Below are 18,515 nucleotides of genomic sequence, written 5' to 3'. Positions count from 1 at the left end.
GGTCAATGAATCAAGCATCTGAGGTTACTTCGGTATAATAAAATTAATGATAAATTTCCCATATGGGGCAATGTAAAGAGGATTTTTAAATGTCACAAGCTCAAACGGCGATTGTGCCAGATGCAGGACCATTTGCACTTTATACTCAGCTAAAAATCAATCAAAACCATGCCACAGTGTTGGAGCAACTGAAATTGCTTCCTGATCTCGTCAGAGAACTCAATCACAATCAACCAGGTGCTGACTTGACGCTCTCAATCGCATTTTCGCGTTCTTTTTGGCAACATTTGAATGCTCCAATGCCTGATGAATTGATTGATTTCACTCAATTAGGTCAGGGGGAGGTGATTGCACCAAGTACGGATGTTGATGTGCTTATCCACTGCCATTCTACGCGCCATGATTTGCATTTTTATATCATGAGGAAGTTTCTTGCCGATACTGTAGATGATGTCACTGTTGTCGATGAGACATACGGTTTCCGTTACTTAGATGCCCGTGACATGACAGGCTTTATTGATGGTACAGAGAATCCTAAAGGCGAAGCTCGCGCAGAAGTTGCTTTGATAAAAGAGGGGGATTTTGCGGGAGGGAGTTATGTGATGGTGCAACGTTTTGAACATAGCATACCAGCCTGGAACCGCCTTAGTGTGTCGGCACAAGAAAAGGTTATTGGCCGAACCAAACCAGACTCTATAGAACTCGAAGACGTACCAGCGGCATCTCATGTAGGTCGCGTCGATATTAAAGAGCACGGTAAAGGTCTCAAGGTTGTACGCCACAGCTTGCCATATGGCAGCGTGACGGGGCCGCATGGTTTACTGTTTATTTCCTACTGCCATACGCTGCATAATATTAAAGTGATGTTAGAAAGTATGTATGGGGTAACGGATGGTAAAACCGATCAATTGCTGCGCTTTACCAAGGCAGTGACAGGGGCTTACTTCTTTGCACCTTCGCAATCGATGCTTGCTGAACTAGCGATTATAAAGTAAATCCATCCTACCCCCGAGCATCTTGAGGTCACTGGGTATATAAGCTTCATCTGTATTTCGGTGCAATGAAGCCCCGTTTCTTTCGACAAGACAATGATTTGTTTTTAAAGCCTTCCCGTCGGAGGGCTTTATTCTTTCTTCTGCAATATTGATGAAAAAATGGCTCAACTTCTATTCCGTTTGGCCGATATGGAAATAGTAACCTAATTTGGAACTTCTCTTCTGTGTCAATTACCGTCAATACCAATGTTGCCGCTCTTACGACTCAGCGTCATTTGAGTAAGGCAACGGATATGCTAAATCAATCCTTAGAGCGTTTATCTTCGGGGAAGCGTATTAATAGTGCTAAAGATGATGCAGCTGGCTTACAAATTTCTAACCGCCTACAAGCGCAGATGAGAGGCTTGGATGTTGCTGTACGCAATGCTAATGATGGTATTTCGATCATGCAAACCGCGGAAGGCGCCATGAATGAAGTCACCAATATTATGCAGCGTATGCGAGACCTTTCTCTGCAATCTGCGAATGGCTCAAACAGCCAAGCCGAGCGCCTTGCCTTACAAGAAGAGGCAACGGCTTTAAATGATGAATTGAATCGTATTGCGGAAACCACTTCTTTTGCAGGGCGGAAATTACTCAATGGTCACTTTGGTCGCTCAGCTTTTCAGATCGGTGCCAGTTCGGGAGAGGCAGTACAAATAGAGTTAAAATCAATGCGTACTGATGGTTTGGATATGGGAGGGTTTAGTTATGTTGCGCAGAAGAGAGCTAGCTCTAATTGGCGAGTTAGCGAAAGTACAAAGCAATTAAACGTCTCTTTTATCAATCGTACAGGTCAGCCTGAAACCCTATCAATACAAGCTAAAGCTGGGGATAACGTAGAGGAATTAGCCACCTTCATCAATGGTCAAACGGATAAATTAACCGCTTCAGTGAACCAAGATGGGCAGCTACAGCTATTCATGGCAGGCGAGGAAACTTCTGGCACTTTGTCTTTCTCTGGCACCTTGGCCAATGAACTCAATCTAGCGGCAAAAGGTTATGAAGTGGTTGATGATATCGATATTACTTCTGTTGGCGGTGCACAAAGAGCCGTGGCGGTTTTGGATACGGCAATGAAGTACGTCGATAGCCACAGGGCTGAGTTGGGAGCCTACCAAAATCGCTTTGATCATGCGATGAACAATCTCGATAATATCCATGAAAATTTAGCGGCATCAAATAGCCGTATTCAAGATGCAGACTATGCTAAAGAGACGACACAAATGGTCAAACAGCAAATCTTGCAGCAAGTCAGTACAACAATTCTCGCTCAAGCAAAACAGGCCCCCAATCTTGTTTTAAGCCTGCTTGGTTAACGCTCGCCCTTAGGGAGCGTACCACTGAGCAGACTTCTTGCGTCAGACAATCGTTCTTATTACAAAAATAAGAAATAGAATACGATTCGCATCATTGTCTTCCTTGAATTTGACTCAGTGACTTCGTTCGGAATCAAGCATCTTGAGGTTAATTGAGTATAGTGACCCCACTTAAACCCGCCTTTATCGACAGCATAAACAGAAGCTTTAGAAAAAAATGACGCTTTTTTCTTTTTTTAGTGCTTTAGTCACGATTTTCCCTAGATCTGACCTTTTTTTAAAAAAAGCTTAAATTTTTTCTCAAGAAATCAAAAATGACGCCGTTAATAAAAGTAACTTTGAGAGAACTACTTGGTTTTCCGAGACGTCGGAAACCGCAACACCGGAAAATCAATTGGAGAAATCACCATGGCAGTAAATGTAAACACAAACGTAGCAGCAATGACCGCACAGCGTTACCTGAATAATGCAAATAACGCACAGCAAACGTCAATGGAGCGTTTGTCTTCAGGTTTTAAAATCAACAGTGCGAAGGACGATGCAGCGGGTCTTCAGATCTCAAACCGTTTGAATGTTCAAAGCCGAGGCCTTGACGTTGCAGTACGTAACGCGAACGACGGCATCTCAATTGCACAAACAGCAGAAGGTGCGATGAATGAGACGACTAACATCTTGCAACGCATGCGTGATCTTTCTCTTCAATCTGCTAACGGCTCAAACTCAAAAGCAGAGCGTGTTGCTATTCAAGAAGAAGTGACAGCCTTGAATGATGAGCTTAACCGTATTGCAGAAACAACCTCATTTGGTGGTAACAAGCTGCTTAACGGCACTTACGGAACACAATCTTTCCAGATTGGTGCAGACAATGGTGAAGCGGTGATGCTGAACCTAAAAGATATGCGCTCAGACAACGAAATGATGGGTGGTCAAAGTTATATTGCAGCAACGCCTAAGGATAAAGATTGGGGAGTTGAGACTGGCAAAAACGATCTTACCATTGCTTTGACTGATACGTTTGCACAACCTCAAACCATTACGATTAATGCTAAAGAAGGTGATGATATTGAAGAGCTTGCCACTTATATCAATGGTCAAACTGACTTAGTTAAGGCATCGGTGGATCAAGATGGCAAGCTACAGGTATTTGCTGGTAACAATAAAGTTGATGGTGCGCTAAGCTTCGGTGGTCAGTTGTCGTCAGAATTAGGTCTTACGACAGGCACTGATGTTACGGTCAATACTATTGATGTGACTTCAGTGGGTGGCGCTCAAGAATCGGTTGCGATCATTGATTCTGCGTTGAAATACGTAGACAGCCACCGTGCAGAGTTAGGTGCATTCCAAAACCGCTTTAACCATGCGATTAACAACTTAGATAACATTAATGAGAATGTAAATACGTCTAAGAGTCGCATTAAAGATACCGACTTTGCTAAAGAAACCACGCAAATGACGAAGTCACAAATCTTGTCACAAGCGTCAAGTTCTATTCTTGCACAGGCGAAACAAGCGCCGAATGCAGCACTTAGCTTGCTTGGCTAAGACCAAATCTGCAGACAAATTAAATTAGCTCGTGGTGAGAGATGAGCGTGCAAACCCAGCTTCGGCTGGGTTTTTTTATGCTTATATACCCAAGTGACTTCAAGATGCTTGATTCAGAGCGAGGTCACTGAGTCGAATTCAAGGAAGACAACGAAGCGGAATAGTAGGCTCTTTCAAAGTGGGTTCACGGTGCTCGATTCAGCTTACCTTGGGTTTACTTGGGTATTTATCTTTCGAATTACTTACCACCAAAGTTTATTTGGCGATAAAAGGGTGAAATGCAGCCTATCTGGGATTGAGAATGGTTTCACTAGATAGGAGTTAAGAAGCTAAGTATCAGATTTTGCAATTTGTTCTACTAATTTAAAAAAAATGAAATTTATCGCTAAAGGAACGCTTTATATAGCCGTTAAAGGGATTGAGAGAAATGAGATGTGCCTAAGTGAGGTGAGAGACACGAAGGTGCATCAACGAAAGCCTTAAGGAGATCAATTATGGCGATTAACGTTAATACTAACGTTCCAGCAATGACCGCACAGCGTTACCTAAACCAAGCGGCTGAAAATCAGAACAAATCAATGGAGCGTTTGTCTTCAGGCTATAAAATCAATAGCGCTAAAGATGACGCAGCAGGTTTACAGATTTCAAACCGCTTGAATGCGCAAAGCCGTGGACTCGATATGGCAGTAAAAAATGCCAATGATGGTATTTCTATTGCTCAGGTAGCTGAAGGTGCAATGAATGAGTCAACCAACATTCTACAAAGAATGCGTGACCTTTCGCTTCAATCTGCTAACGGTTCAAACTCAAAAGCAGAGCGTGTTGCAATCCAAGAAGAAGTGACGGCGTTAAATGACGAACTGAACCGTATTGCGGAGACGACGTCATTTGGTGGTAATAAACTTCTTAATGGTACATACGGCACTCAGTCTTTCCAAATCGGTGCAGACTCAGGGGAAGCGGTTATGCTTTCTATGGGCAATTTGCGTTCTGATACGGCTACAATGGGCGGTAAAAGCTATGTTGCTGCGGCAGGGCAAGATCCTTCTTGGGTTGTAGATGCCAATACAGATCTTACATTAACATACAAAAATGTTAATGGTGATGATCAAACTATTGACATTACAGCTAAGCAAGGTGATGACCTAGAGGAACTTGCGACTTACATCAATGGCCAAAGTGAAGATGTAAAGGCATCGGTTGGTGAAGATGGCAAACTACAAATGTACGCTTCTTCACAAAAAGTACAGGGTGGTGATGTAACGATTACTGGTGGTTTGGCAACGGAAATTGGTTTTGGTGCAGGCACAGATGTTACTGTTAAAGACATTGATGTAACGACGGCTGCGGGTTCACAGCAGGCGGTATCTATCATCGATGGCGCTCTAAAAGCAGTGGATAGCCAGCGTGCGTCACTTGGTGCATTCCAAAACCGCTTTAACCATGCGATCAATAACTTAGATAATATTAATGAAAATGTTAATGCTTCTAAGAGCCGTATTAAAGATACTGATTACGCTAAAGAAACGACGGCAATGACCAAGTCTCAAATTCTTCAGCAAGCCAGTACTTCAATTTTGGCACAGGCGAAACAGAGCCCATCTGCGGCATTAAGCTTGTTAGGCTAATACAGTCGATATCAATTGAGCGATACTTTCACTCAATTGATACACTGATAAAGTCAATAAGTTGGAAGGGAGATGGTTATGGAAATATCCTCCTATACATCGAACATCCAGCCTTACGGCGATTCTAATGGCACAAAATTTGCTAAAGGAAATGACGTAGGTACGCCTAACACAGCAACTTTAAATGGGATTGAACAAATTGAGCGCCAGCCTGTAAGTCAATCAGCCTCAAAGATGGCAGAGAGCCATCAAGAGATTGATAACAAGCAGCGTGAGAAAATCGTTGAGCAAATGAATGAATTTGTCTCTTCGATTAACAAAGGTGTAGCATTTCGAGTTGATGAAGCATCAGGTCGAGATGTAGTGACGGTTTATGAAGCCACAACGGGCGAAGTAATCCGTCAAATCCCTGATGAAGAAATGCTTGTGGTATTGCGTCGTCTAGCTGAGCACACAGCTAGCCAAGGTTTGCTAGTGGAAAAAGTGTAAGTCGTTTTTGAGGTGAGTGAATGAGTATTGGCCCGATGGGTATCTCTGGTGGTATGGATATTAATGCAATGGTCAATAAGATCGTTGATGCTGAGCGTGTGCCCAAGCAACAACGTATTGATAATGAGCGTATGACGATCGATGCCAGCATCAGTGCTTATGGGCGACTCAGAGAATCACTGGATACAATGAAAGGTTTGATGACGAATTTCCGTCAGGCTGAAGCATTTGCGGCCCGCACGGTTAACACGACAGATGACAGCATTGTGTCTGCGACTGCAACAACCAAAGCCATTGCTGGTAAGTATGCTATCGATGTGTTGCAGCTTGCACAGAGTCATAAAGTGGCTTCAGAAACGTTCTCTGAAGATACCAAGTTTGGCCCTGGCAAGCTGCAGGTTTCGTTTGGCAATAAAAGTTTTGATGTTGACGTTCGTTCTAATTCAAAACTAGTGGATATCGTACGTGGTATTAATGGTACATCGGCAAATTCTGGTGTTAGAGCATCGGTCATTAACGATACCGAAGGACCACGTTTGATTTTGGCTTCTAATTTGCCAGGGGAAAAGCATCAGTTAAAGGTTTTGGTCGAATCTGCTACTGGTAACCCTCTGAAAAAGTTAGAGTATCAAACTTTACAAGATCGTACTAACGCGATAAACGCTGCACGTGAGGCGGTTGAGGCGGTGGTTGGGCCTCTAGCCATGCCAGAGTCTACTTTGCCGCAATCACAGCAGGTGGATGCAAACGGCAATTTTATACCCCCTGACGTCCAACAAAGTGCGGGTGATGATCAACGGCAATCACAGGTTGATGTTGGCGTTATCACCTCAGCAGCGACGGATGTACTCGGATTAAGTGATCCGACATTAAGTTTTCTTAAAGCTTCTTATGCAGTTATTAAAGAAGCACAACAGCTGTTTCAGGATGAAAAAGTCAATCTTGAACAAAAAATAGCACCAGAAAGAGCCGCCTATGAACAACAAGTTCAACGGGGCATTTTAACAGAAGAAGAAGCTCAGCAAAGAGCACTGGATGAATTAGAACCAACCGAACGTTCTCGGCTGGAGAAAATGTATTTGGCGGAGGAGCAGTTTGAGCAACTGCAGCCATTATTTGAAACAGAAGCAAGCATGATCCAGGTTCAAGCGGGTCAAGATGCCGTTGTTATACTGGATGGTGTGGCGAAACTATCGAGTTCGAATAATGTTATTGAAGATGCCATTGAAGGAGTCGACTTAACACTGAAAGGTCAGTCGCAGCCAGGTAAACCACCTGCTGAAATTGGTGTTGAGTATGATCGGCAGAGTGTACGCAGTGACATCGAAAACTTTGTCTCAGCTTATAATACGTTTTATCAAACCTCTAAAGCGCTCTCTAGCGTGGATCCTGTGACGGGACAAAAAGGGCCGTTAGCAGGCGACAGTACGGTGAGAAATGCTGATTCACGTTTAAAAGCCATCTTTTCTTCTGGTATTGAAGATGCTCCTGTTGGTCTTCAATCATTAACCGAGTTTGGCATTACGACCACTCGGCAAGGAAACTTAGAAGTTAACTATGATTTATTGGATCGTCAACTGAACAATAACTTCAATGATCTTGGTGATTTTTTTGGTGGGAATACGGGTTTTGCTAGACAAATAGAAGACGCTATTCATGGCTTCACTGGTGTCACAGGGAGCATCCGTACTCGAGAAAGAAGTTTATCAGAGCAAAATTACCGTCTTACAGATGATCAAGCGGCGTTAGATCGTCGTATGGAAAGTCTTGAGCAACGAACCCACAATAAATTCGCTGCGATGCAAGATGCAACCGGTAAAATGCAAGGTCAATTGGGAGCGCTTATGAGCGCAATGGGTCAGTAGATGACCTGTAGCTTTAGAAAAATAAGTGACATTGATCAACTCATTGCAAAAGAAATGGAAAAAAGCGAGATTAATAGTGAAGAAATTCTTCATCTCGTCGATACAAGGGAACAACTATTATCGACTTTGCTCTCAATGGTGGACAAGAATCCGTCGTTGAAGCAGCAGCCTGAGTGGCAAGAGCTACTCACTCGCACGAAGAGCATTGTTGAGCTGATGCAAATAGAAACGGACCATGTAGGAAAAGAACTCAATAAGTTCCGATATGGTCAACGTTCACTTCAGCAGTATAAAAAATTCACCTAAAAGAGGAATAGTATGCGCGGTTCTTTGCAAGCATATAAAAAAGTATCGGTTGATAGCCAGCTCAGTGCAGCGTCTCCACATAAAGTGATTCAAATGCTTATGGCAGGAGCGATTGAGCGCCTTATTCAAGGAAAAGCAGCGATGCAAGCGGGTAATATTCCTGTAAAGGGTGAACGCCTTGGTAAGGCTTTGGACATTATTATTGCTTTGCGTAGCTGTCTTTCAATGGATGATGGTGGTGATATTGCTTCCAATTTAGATGCTTTATATGAATTTATGATTACTCAAATATCAAACGCTAATCATAAAAATGATCCTCAGCCGATTGACGATGTTATCGAAATTATTCGTGATATTAAATCTGCGTGGGATCAAATTCCAAACGAATATCATAATCTGACGGCCAGCCAAGTTGGCCTATAACATCGTTTAAACCTCTTTATTAGATGCCACTGAGCGGTGGCATCGTTCTTAAAGTACTTTTTTGCGATTGATATCTCTAATATCGCCATCAAAGCTATCATAAAGCTCACCCTTTTTCCTTACTCAGTTGCCTTGTTATTTGATTAAAAATAAAATGAGTAAATTAATAGGCTTATAGCCTTATCATTGCTGCTAACTTTGCTGTCATCTATAATAACATTGTTATTAATTGGGTCTGGCGTAAATTTGTATGCGATGACCTCAAATAAAGGCGATCATTTTTTCTATGCAAGGCTTGGCCAAGATACTCGTCATTGATGACGATAATTCAAATTGTTTGAATTTGAGTAATATTCTAGAATTTGTTGGAGAGAGTTGTATAACTCTTAGCTCCGATAAGATAGGTAGTATTGAATGGTCTGAACCTTGGAATGGGTGCTTCATTGGCACAATCTCTTCACATCGGGCGGCACATCAACTACAGAGCTTTCTCGCTGAAGCTCACAACATTCCTTTAATTTCAATGTCTCCGTTACCTTTTTCAATAGAGGAATTGCCTAATTTTGTTGGAGAGTTACAGCAGCCTTTCAACTACCCTCAATTGAGTGAAGCTTTACGACATTGTAAAGATTTTCAAGGACAAAAAGGCATTCATACCATCTCGAGTTCACGCAAAAATACGCTGTTTCGAAGCCTTGTTGGACAAAGCCGAGGCATTCAAGAAGTCCGGTATCTCATCGAACAGGTCTCCAACACGGATGCGAATGTCCTGTTACTGGGTGAATCTGGAACAGGTAAGGAAGTGGTTGCTCGCAATGTCCATTACCATTCTGCTTATCGTGATGGCCCATTTGTTCCAATCAATTGTGGGGCTATTCCTCCAGAGCTTTTGGAAAGTGAGTTATTTGGTCATGAAAAAGGCGCTTTCACAGGGGCTTTAACTGCACGTAAAGGTCGATTTGAATTAGCTGACGGTGGTACCATTTTTCTTGATGAAATCGGTGATATGCCGATGTCGATGCAAGTTAAGCTTTTACGTGTGCTTCAAGAGCGTTGTTTTGAGCGAGTTGGTGGTAACACCACGATTAAAGTTAATGTCCGAGTCATTGCAGCAACACACCGAAACTTAGAAGAAATGATTCTTGAAGGTGCTTTCCGAGAGGACCTGTTTTATCGCCTCAATGTATTTCCGATTGAAATGCCTGCTCTTAAGCAACGCAAACAAGATATTCCTCTATTGATCCAAGAGTTAATGTCCCGTTTACAAGATGAAGGGGCACAACCCGTATGCTTTACACCTCGCTCTTTAGACTCACTTATGGAACATCACTGGCCAGGTAATGTGCGTGAATTGGCTAACCTGATTGAGCGAATGGTTATTCTGTATCCGAATGGATTAATTGATATCAACCACTTACCGACTAAGTATCGATACAGTGATATTCCAGATTTTCAACCTGAATGTAATACAACGCTCTCAATTGAAGAGCAAGAGCGCGATGCTTTTCAGGATATCTTTTCTGCAGATTTCAAAATGGAAGAACAAGTGGGTGTCATGAATGATATCAATGCCCCTCATGCTCTACCACCAGAGGGTGTTAATCTTAAAGAGTTATTGGCGGATATGGAGGTTAACATGATTAATCAAGCACTGGATGCTCAAAATGGCGTTGTGACTCGAGCGGCAGACATGCTGGGGATGCGCCGAACAACGCTGGTGGAGAAAATGCGCAAATACGACTTGCACCGGTAACGTTTGCTTCCTTATTGAGCTTACTAAGTAATCAGGGCTAGATTTTGATAGTGTCAATTCTTTGTCATATGATAGTATGCTGATAAATAAAAAGATAACGTTATGAAAATGTTGCTTTTAGGCTGATTTGTCGTTTCAAGAGCGAGCGCATATGCCCATTTCACATAACATAAAAAGCAACAACGCGACGGGCTTTAAATGGACAATAGTACTAACCAATCTCACTTAGACTCGGTTGAAAACCAAGTTGAGCGTTACAAGCAGGTTCTTGAGGTGATGCCCGCTGGTGTTATCTTATTGGATACGCATGGCGTAATCCGAGAAGCGAACCCGGAGGCTCATCGTGTCCTTGAAACTCCTCTTGTTAACGAGAAATGGTTTAACATTATTCAAACAGTGTTTGATCCACGTGAAGATGATGGGCATGAGGTTTCATTACGTAACGGTCGTAAAGTTCGGTTAGCTATTTCGGCCTCAGCGACGGGGCAGTTAATTTTGATTACTGACCTGACGGAAACCAGATTGTTGCAATCTCGGGTGAGTGACTTACAGCGGTTATCTTCCTTAGGCAGGATGGTGGCCTCCCTCGCTCATCAAGTTAGAACACCTCTTTCAAGTGCCATGCTTTACGCTTCGAATCTTGCCGCTCCTAATTTACCAGTAGTAACCCGAGACCGTTTTCAAAGCAAATTAATGGATCGGCTGCATGACCTAGAAAAGCAGGTCAACGATATGCTGCTGTTTGCAAAGGGTGGGGACAATAAGGTTATCAACGCTTTCTCTATCGCCCAACTTGTTGCGGAATACCAGCCAATGGTAGAAACCGCACTACAAAAAAGCAACATAGACTACGGCCTTGAAGTTGAGCAAGAGCAGGTAGAGCTTTTCGGCAATACCAATGCTATTGCTTCAGCATTGAGCAACCTTGTCATGAATGCGATCCAGATGTCCGGTAAGGAAGCGCAAGTCGACGTTTTCTTTCGTCCTGTCAACAATGAATTACGCATTTCGGTACAAGATAGTGGGCCTGGTGTTCCGAAAGAGTTACAAGCAAAAATAATGGAACCATTCTTTACGACACGTTCTCAGGGCACAGGCTTGGGGCTTGCTGTTGTTCAAATGGTATGCCGAGCACACGATGGCCGATTGGAACTGACTTCAGAGGAAGGTGATGGTGCTTGTTTTACTATGTGCATTCCATTAAAGGGAGCGTCAGTCGATGAGTAATCGTTGGTCATTATATTTATTAATACTGGAGAACCCAAATGGTGCAAAGTAAAGTGCTGATCGTCGAAGATGACGAAGGCCTTCGAGAAGCTCTCGTTGATACCCTAGCGCTAGCAGGGTACGAATGGTTAGAGGCCGATAGTGCTGAAGATGCGCTATTAAAACTTAAATCTAATTCGGTTGATATTGTCGTTTCAGATGTACAAATGGCAGGCATGGGTGGCCTAGCTCTGTTACGAAATATCAAGCAAAATTGGCCTAACTTACCCGTGTTATTGATGACAGCTTACGCCAATATCGAAGATGCCGTTTCTGCAATGAAGGAGGGTGCTATCGATTACATGGCTAAGCCATTTGCTCCAGAAGTGCTGCTCAATATGGTCAGCCGTTACGCACCGGTAAAAAGCGATGAAAATGGCGATGCGGTGGTGGCTGATGAAAAAAGCCAAAAGTTACTTTCGCTTGCCGATAAAGTTGCTCGTACCGATGCCAACGTTATGATCCTTGGCCCTAGTGGCTCGGGGAAAGAAGTGATGTCACGTTATATCCATAATGCTTCTAATCGTAAGGATGGTCCTTTTGTTGCGATAAACTGTGCTGCCATTCCCGATAATATGCTGGAAGCGACTTTGTTTGGTTATGAAAAAGGCGCGTTTACGGGCGCTGTTCAAGCTTGCCCCGGTAAATTTGAACAGGCTCAAGGTGGCACTATTTTACTCGATGAAATCAGTGAAATGGAGTTAAGTTTACAAGCGAAACTTCTTCGAGTACTGCAAGAACGTGAGGTTGAGCGTTTAGGTAGCCGGAAAAGCATCAAACTTGATGTCCGCGTGTTAGCCACGAGTAACCGTGACCTAAAGCAATACGTTAATGAAGGCAACTTTCGTGAAGACCTTTATTACCGTCTGAATGTTTTTCCTATTGCTTGGCCTGCGCTATGTGACCGTCCAGGCGACATTGTCCCTTTGGCTCAACACTTGGCTGAGCGACACTGTTGTAAACTTGGTATGCCTGTCGTCACATTCTCGCAAGCGGCGCTTAACAAGCTGCTGCAATACCCTTGGCCAGGTAATGTTCGTGAGCTTGATAATGTGGTTCAGCGTGCGCTGATTTTAAGTGAAAACAGTGATATTAGCGCAGATCATATTCTGCTTGAAGGTATTGATTGGCAAGATGCAGATAGTCTTCAATCTGTTGTGCAAGACTCTCACGCTGCTTCTCCCGATGTAAAACCAGTGGCACAAGTAGAGTCTAACCGATTATCGACAGGCAACGAAGGGCTGGGCGGTGAGCTGCGTGACCAAGAGTATGCCATTATTTTGGAAACATTGATTGAATGTAATGGAAGACGTAAGGAAATGGCAGAGAAATTAGGCATTAGTCCAAGAACGCTTCGTTACAAATTAGCTAAAATGCGTGATGCAGGTATCGATCTTCCGTCTTAGTTTATTTTGGTATCACGTTTCTGTTCGTGTAACAAAGAGAGAATAAAGCCAGCAAAGTAATTTTTTATGGCATGGTAGTTGCTTTATCTATAGACTATGATTTCTTGTGGTCAAATTTTTGACGTTGGAGTAAATATGAAAATTGATGCCATTCAGGCTGAAATGCGGACAATGATGGTTGAGGCAACGAACACCACTCCTGTTGCAACTGGTGCAAAGGTTGGAGCGGATTTTGGTGATTTGCTAACAAAAGCAATCAACAACGTTAACTCACTTCAAAAAACGTCTGGTGATTTACAAACTCGTTTTGACCGAGGTGATGCTGATGTTTCACTCTCAGATGTCATGATTGCCCGTAACAAATCCAGTGTGGCTTTTGATGCCACTGTTCAAATTCGTAATAAGCTCGTTGAGGCCTACAAAGACCTCATGAATATGCCAGTATAATATTAGGTAATCAATGTGGCCGACAAGTCTACAGATTTAACTGTCACGGAAGGTGGCACGGATGGCTCATTAGTCAGCCACACAGACTCAGATATACAAAGCCAAAATACCGATATCGAAGAGCGAAGTGCCTCAAAATTTGATATGGCTGTCGGCGATCTTGACCTTTTAAGGCAAGTCGTACTTGTTCTTTCCATCTCTATTTGTGTTGCTTTAATTGTGATGCTGTTTTTTTGGGTCAAAGAACCAGAAATGCGTCCATTGGGCGCTTACGATACCGAAGAGCTTATCCCGGTCTTAGACTATCTTGACCAACAACACATTGATTACAAGTTAGATGGTAATACGGTTTCTGTTGAATCGAGTGAATATAACTCTATTAAATTGGCGATGGTTCGTGCTGGTGTCAATCAGGCTACTGATGCCGGTGATGATATCTTGTTGCAAGATATGGGCTTCGGTGTCTCTCAACGTCTTGAGCAAGAACGTTTAAAATTGAGTCGCGAACGTCAGCTAGCAGAAGCCATTGAAGAAATGAAACAAGTGCGTAAAGCGCGAGTTTTGTTAGCGTTGCCCAAACGAAGTGTCTTTGTTCGTCACAACCAAGAAGCCTCTGCTTCGGTCTTTTTAACCCTATCAACCGGCGCAAATTTAAAGCAGCAAGAAGTCGACTCTATTGTTGATATGGTTGCCAGTGCAGTTCCAGGGATGAAAACCTCAAGGATAACGGTAACGGATCAGCACGGAAGATTATTGAGCTCTGGCTCTCAGGACCCTGCCTCAGCCGCGCGCCGTAAAGAACAAGAAATGGAGCGTAGCCAAGAACAGGCTTTGCGTGAGAAAATCGACTCTGTGCTTTTACCTATCCTAGGGTACGGCAATTATACCGCGCAAGTTGATATTCAAATGGACTTCAGTGCTGTTGAACAAACTCGAAAGAAATTTGACCCTAATACTCCAGCGACTCGCAGTGAATATGCATTAGAAGATTACAACAACGGCAATATGGTGGCAGGAATCCCTGGAGCGTTGAGCAATCAGCCACCTGCGGATGCTTCTATTCCACAAGATGTTGCGCAAATGAAAGACGGCTCCGTCATGGGCCAGGGCTCGGTACGCAAAGAGTCCACTCGTAATTTTGAACTCGATACGACCATCAGTCATGAGCGTAAACAGACAGGAACATTAGATCGTCAAACGGTCTCTGTCGCGATCAAAGAACGGCGTAGTGTTAATCCAGAAACGGGGGATGTCACTTATGCGCCTATGTCAGAAGCAGAGATTAACGCCATTCGACAAGTATTGATTGGTACAATTGGGTTTGATGAAAGTCGCGGAGACTTATTAAACGTTTTAAGTGTGAAATTTGCTGAGCCAGAAATGGAAACGCTTACCGAACCGCCTATTTGGGAACATCCTCAATTTGGTGAGTGGGTACGTTGGTTTGCAAGTGCACTGGTGATTATTGTTGTCGTATTGGTTCTGGTTCGTCCTGCCCTTAAGAAACTGCTCAATCCAGCAAGCGATGACGATGAAGAGATGTATGGTCCAGATGGTTTACCTATTGGAGCTGATGGTGAAACCAGCCTCATTGGCAGTGATATTGAGAGCGGTGAACTGTTTGAATTTGGATCTAGCATTGATTTACCAAATCTTCACAAAGACGAAGATGTGTTAAAAGCGGTTCGAGCCTTGGTTGCCAATGAACCTGAACTTGCTGCGCAAGTAGTGAAAAATTGGATGAATGAAAATGGCTAACGATATTGTATCACAAGAAGAAAATGGCGCAGGTACGCCAGTAGAATTTGATGCTTCAACCATGACGGGTGAAGAAAAAGCAGCGATTCTATTGCTTAGCCTAAATGAAAATGATGCGGCTGGGATCATTCGCCATTTGGAGCCAAAACAAGTTCAGCGTGTCGGCAGTGCTATGGCTCGAGCCAAAGATTTAAGCCAAAATAAAGTCTCGGCTGTGCATCGTGCATTTTTGGAAGATATTCAGAAATACACCAATATTGGCATGGGCAGTGAAGACTTTATGCGTAATGCATTAGTGGCGGCTTTAGGTGAAGATAAAGCGAACAATCTTGTCGACCAGATTTTATTGGGCACGGGTTCAAAAGGGTTAGATTCACTCAAGTGGATGGATCCTCGACAAGTTGCCACCATTATTGTCAACGAACACCCTCAGATTCAAACAATTGTACTTTCCTATTTAGAAGCCGATCAATCGGCAGAAATTCTTTCTCAATTCCCTGAGCGTGTTCGTCTCGATCTAATGATGCGAATTGCCAACTTAGAAGAAGTTCAGCCATCGGCTCTCGCAGAACTCAACGAGATCATGGAAAAGCAGTTTGCCGGTCAGGCCGGTGCGCAAGCAGCCAAGATTGGTGGCTTAAAAGCCGCCGCCGAAATCATGAACTACATGGACAACAATGTCGAAGGCATTTTGATGGAGCAAATTCGCGATCAAGACGAAGACATGGCAATACAAATTCAAGATCTAATGTTCGTGTTCGAGAACTTAGTCGAAGTCGACGATCAAGGTATTCAAAAATTGCTGCGTGATGTTCCGCAAGATGTGTTGCAAAAAGCACTGAAAGGTGCCGATGAGACATTACGTGAAAAAGTGTTCAAAAACATGTCTAAACGTGCAGCTGATATGATGCGAGATGATATTGAAGCTATGCCACCTGTCCGTGTGGCAGATGTCGAAGCTGCACAGAAAGAAATCTTATCCATTGCTCGCCGAATGTCAGACAGCGGAGAGTTGATGCTGTCTGGCGGTGCCGATGAGTTCTTGTAATTATTCTCTAATAATTTAAACCCAAGTATCTTGAGGTTACTTGGGTTTAAACACGACGTATTTGCTAAATTGAGAGGGTAGGTTGAACATGGCTGGCGATAGAAAACGCGGATTTATCCGTCCAGACGAAGATGATGCGATGATTGAGCCTAAACGTTGGGGGCTACCGGATTATGCTGATCCGAAAGCGAGTCAGGCCAAGGAAACAGCGTTCAACTACGACCCAAGTTGGGTCCCAGAAGCCGAGCAACCAGAAGAAGAGCAAGTACTCGCACTTACCGAAGAACAAATTGAGCTGATTAAGCAAGGTGCCTATCAAGAAGGGCTACATCAAGGCCAAGAAGCCGGATTTAAGCAAGGTTACGATAAAGGTAAAGAAGCAGGCTTGAAAGATGGGCATAGCGAAGGTTTTGAGGTAGGCAAAGAAGAAGGAGTCCAAGCCGGACAAGAAACGATTCAGCAGCAAGTTGAAGCGTTGATTAAATTGGCCGATCAGTTTGCTCAACCTTTAGAACTGATGAATGCACAAGTTGAAAAGCAGCTGGTAGATATGGTGTTGTGTCTCGCCAAAGAAGTTGTGCATGTTGAAGCTCAAACCAATCCACAAATCATCCTTGACACAGTAAAACAATCGGTAGACGCACTGCCTATATCCGGCCATCCAATCACACTGCATTTGCACCCTGAAGACATTGATATTATCCGCACTGCCTATGGTGAAAGTGAACTTGAGAGTCGCAGTTGGTCTTTAGTTTCAGAGCCTTCACTTAATCGAGGTGATGTTCAAATTGAAGCGGGCGAATCCAGTATCAACTACCGTATGGAAGATCGTATCAAAAGTGTGTTAAACAGCTTCTGTGAAGCTAACCGCCACCAAGGTAATGAGTAACTCATGATCGCGTTGGCTGAGCGACTCAAAAACTATAAAGTTGAAGGGTTAACGGTTCGTCCTGTTGCCTCTGGCAAATTGGTGCGTGTTGTTGGTTTAACCTTAGAAGCGACGGGTTGTCGAGCTCCTATTGGCAGCTTGTGCTTAGTCGAGACGATGTCTGGACAAATGGAAGCGGAAGTGGTTGGCTTTTCTGGCGAGAATCTGTTTCTTATGCCAAGTGAGCAAATTACGGGCATTTTACCCGGGGCGAAAGTGACACCATTAACCAGTGATGCCGGGCTTCCTGTTGGTATGGAGTTACTCGGTCGTGTCATTGACGGTGTGGGAAACCCGCTGGATGGTCTTGGGCCTATTTACACGGACCATCGTGCTTCATTTAACGCTGTGCCTATCAATCCATTGGCTCGTAAACCTATCTCTGAACCATTGGATGTTGGCCTTAAAGCGATAAACGGTTTATTGACGGTCGGCAAAGGTCAAAGAATTGGTCTGTTTGCTGGTTCAGGTGTGGGTAAATCGGTGACGCTTGGCATGATGACACGAGGAACGACAGCTCAAGTCGTTGTTGTTGGACTCATTGGTGAGCGTGGTCGAGAAGTCAAAGAGTTTATTGAAGAGATCTTAGGAGAAGAGGGGCGTCGTCGTTCGGTGGTCGTTGCCGCGCCAGCGGACGCTTCCCCATTAATGCGCTTAAAAGGGTGTCAGACTGCCCTTACCTTAGCAGAGTACTTCCGTGATCAAGGTTTAGATGTACTGTTATTGATGGATTCATTGACTCGTTTCGCCCAAGCTCAGCGCGAAATTGCGTTATCAGTGGGTGAGCCTCCGGCGACAAAAGGTTACCCACCCTCGGTGTTTGCTAAGCTACCAGCACTTGTTGAACGGGCGGGTAATGGTGGCCCTGAGCAGGGTTCGATTACGGCTTTTTTTACGGTCTTGACTGAAGGGGATGACCTACAAGACCCTATTGCTGATGCCTCTCGTGCCATTCTTGATGGACACATTGTATTATCTCGTGAAATGGCTGATGCAGGTCATTACCCTGCGATTGATGTGGAAAAATCGGTGAGCCGTGTGATGCCGCAAATTACCACTGAAGAACATGTGATTATGTCGAAAGCGGTACGCCAGGTTCTGTCGATTTGTCGTAAAAATCAAGATTTGGTGTCTATTGGAGCCTATAAGCCGGGAACCGATCCTGCGATTGATGGTGCCTTTACGCTTAAACCTAAATTAGATGAGTTCTTACAGCAACGCATGAAAGAGTCTGTGCCTTATGACATGTGCGTTAATATGCTCAAGAGCATTCTGAGTGGCTAGTTGAGGTGAATCGTGACTA

Annotated in this window: 16 protein-coding genes; all 16 read left to right on the top strand. The window is 43.8% G+C overall.

From position 1 onward, the window contains the following. Positions 1–89 precede the first annotated feature (89 nt). Positions 90–995 carry a Dyp-type peroxidase gene (locus tag BS333_RS10105; protein ID WP_021709546.1) on the top strand — a complete coding sequence of 302 codons (906 nt, stop codon included), beginning with the start codon at positions 90–92 and terminating at the stop codon, positions 993–995. A gap of 224 nt (positions 996–1,219) precedes the next feature. Beyond that, positions 1,220–2,353 (top strand): flagellin, encoded by a 1,134-nt coding sequence (locus BS333_RS10095; RefSeq protein ID WP_021709545.1) that lies wholly within the window; start codon positions 1,220–1,222, stop codon positions 2,351–2,353. A gap of 408 nt (positions 2,354–2,761) precedes the next feature. Further along, a complete protein-coding gene (locus BS333_RS10090) occupies positions 2,762–3,895 on the top strand; it encodes a flagellin (RefSeq protein ID WP_101903858.1) in 1,134 nt (377 codons plus the stop codon). 494 nt (positions 3,896–4,389) lie between these two features. Then, a complete protein-coding gene (locus tag BS333_RS10080) occupies positions 4,390–5,523 on the top strand; it encodes a flagellin (protein ID WP_021708899.1) in 1,134 nt (377 codons plus the stop codon). Positions 5,524–5,601: 78 nt separating this feature from the next. Further along, entirely contained in the window at positions 5,602–6,012 is a 411-nt protein-coding gene (flaG, locus tag BS333_RS10075; RefSeq protein WP_021708898.1) for a flagellar protein FlaG, read from the top strand. A 20-nt stretch (positions 6,013–6,032) separates the two neighbouring features. Then, positions 6,033–7,877 (top strand): flagellar filament capping protein FliD, encoded by a 1,845-nt coding sequence (fliD, locus tag BS333_RS10070; RefSeq protein WP_021708897.1) that lies wholly within the window; start codon positions 6,033–6,035, stop codon positions 7,875–7,877. Beyond that, positions 7,878–8,183, top strand: coding sequence for a flagellar protein FliT (locus BS333_RS10065; RefSeq protein WP_021708896.1), 306 nt, complete (start codon positions 7,878–7,880; stop codon positions 8,181–8,183). It abuts the gene before it with no gap. A gap of 12 nt (positions 8,184–8,195) precedes the next feature. After that, entirely contained in the window at positions 8,196–8,606 is a 411-nt protein-coding gene (fliS, locus tag BS333_RS10060) for a flagellar export chaperone FliS (RefSeq protein WP_021708895.1), read from the top strand. Between the two features lie 286 nt (positions 8,607–8,892). Next, complete coding sequence (locus BS333_RS10055; protein WP_021708894.1) at positions 8,893–10,359, top strand: sigma-54 dependent transcriptional regulator; 1,467 nt, start codon at positions 8,893–8,895, stop codon at positions 10,357–10,359. Positions 10,360–10,557: 198 nt separating this feature from the next. Further along, complete coding sequence (locus tag BS333_RS10050; protein ID WP_021708893.1) at positions 10,558–11,586, top strand: sensor histidine kinase; 1,029 nt, start codon at positions 10,558–10,560, stop codon at positions 11,584–11,586. Positions 11,587–11,624: 38 nt separating this feature from the next. After that, complete coding sequence (locus tag BS333_RS10045) at positions 11,625–13,031, top strand: sigma-54-dependent transcriptional regulator (RefSeq protein WP_021708892.1); 1,407 nt, start codon at positions 11,625–11,627, stop codon at positions 13,029–13,031. Positions 13,032–13,166: 135 nt separating this feature from the next. Then, the gene (gene fliE, locus BS333_RS10040; RefSeq protein WP_021708891.1) at positions 13,167–13,478 is read left to right on the top strand and encodes a flagellar hook-basal body complex protein FliE; all 312 of its coding nucleotides are present in this window, start codon (positions 13,167–13,169) and stop codon (positions 13,476–13,478) included. A gap of 15 nt (positions 13,479–13,493) precedes the next feature. Then, complete coding sequence (fliF, locus tag BS333_RS10035; RefSeq protein ID WP_021708890.1) at positions 13,494–15,236, top strand: flagellar basal-body MS-ring/collar protein FliF; 1,743 nt, start codon at positions 13,494–13,496, stop codon at positions 15,234–15,236. After that, positions 15,229–16,284, top strand: a complete 1,056-nt coding sequence (fliG, locus tag BS333_RS10030) for a flagellar motor switch protein FliG (protein ID WP_021708889.1) — start codon at positions 15,229–15,231, stop codon at positions 16,282–16,284. Before fliF ends, fliG begins: the two co-directional genes overlap by 8 nt. 88 nt (positions 16,285–16,372) lie before the next feature. Further along, entirely contained in the window at positions 16,373–17,173 is an 801-nt protein-coding gene (fliH, locus tag BS333_RS10025; protein WP_021708888.1) for a flagellar assembly protein FliH, read from the top strand. A 3-nt stretch (positions 17,174–17,176) separates the two neighbouring features. Next, complete coding sequence (gene fliI / locus BS333_RS10020) at positions 17,177–18,496, top strand: flagellar protein export ATPase FliI (protein ID WP_021708887.1); 1,320 nt, start codon at positions 17,177–17,179, stop codon at positions 18,494–18,496. The last annotated feature ends 19 nt before the right edge of the window (positions 18,497–18,515 follow it).

Source organism: Vibrio azureus (assembly GCF_002849855.1).
Taxonomy (GTDB): Bacteria; Pseudomonadota; Gammaproteobacteria; order Enterobacterales; family Vibrionaceae; genus Vibrio; species Vibrio azureus.
Note: the sequence above shows the minus strand (reverse complement) of the source record. Positions and strands in the feature narration are given on the sequence as shown.

Coding starts and splice junctions, on each gene's coding strand:
- BS333_RS10065 (WP_021708896.1), top strand. CDS start 7,878: ATGACCTGTAGCTTTAGAAAAATAAGTGACATTGATCAACTCATTGCA.
- BS333_RS10050 (WP_021708893.1), top strand. CDS start 10,558: ATGGACAATAGTACTAACCAATCTCACTTAGACTCGGTTGAAAACCAA.
- BS333_RS10045 (WP_021708892.1), top strand. CDS start 11,625: ATGGTGCAAAGTAAAGTGCTGATCGTCGAAGATGACGAAGGCCTTCGA.
- fliD (WP_021708897.1), top strand. CDS start 6,033: ATGAGTATTGGCCCGATGGGTATCTCTGGTGGTATGGATATTAATGCA.
- BS333_RS10080 (WP_021708899.1), top strand. CDS start 4,390: ATGGCGATTAACGTTAATACTAACGTTCCAGCAATGACCGCACAGCGT.
- BS333_RS10090 (WP_101903858.1), top strand. CDS start 2,762: ATGGCAGTAAATGTAAACACAAACGTAGCAGCAATGACCGCACAGCGT.
- fliG (WP_021708889.1), top strand. CDS start 15,229: ATGGCTAACGATATTGTATCACAAGAAGAAAATGGCGCAGGTACGCCA.
- flaG (WP_021708898.1), top strand. CDS start 5,602: ATGGAAATATCCTCCTATACATCGAACATCCAGCCTTACGGCGATTCT.
- fliI (WP_021708887.1), top strand. CDS start 17,177: ATGATCGCGTTGGCTGAGCGACTCAAAAACTATAAAGTTGAAGGGTTA.
- fliE (WP_021708891.1), top strand. CDS start 13,167: ATGAAAATTGATGCCATTCAGGCTGAAATGCGGACAATGATGGTTGAG.
- BS333_RS10105 (WP_021709546.1), top strand. CDS start 90: ATGTCACAAGCTCAAACGGCGATTGTGCCAGATGCAGGACCATTTGCA.
- BS333_RS10055 (WP_021708894.1), top strand. CDS start 8,893: ATGCAAGGCTTGGCCAAGATACTCGTCATTGATGACGATAATTCAAAT.
- fliH (WP_021708888.1), top strand. CDS start 16,373: ATGGCTGGCGATAGAAAACGCGGATTTATCCGTCCAGACGAAGATGAT.
- fliS (WP_021708895.1), top strand. CDS start 8,196: ATGCGCGGTTCTTTGCAAGCATATAAAAAAGTATCGGTTGATAGCCAG.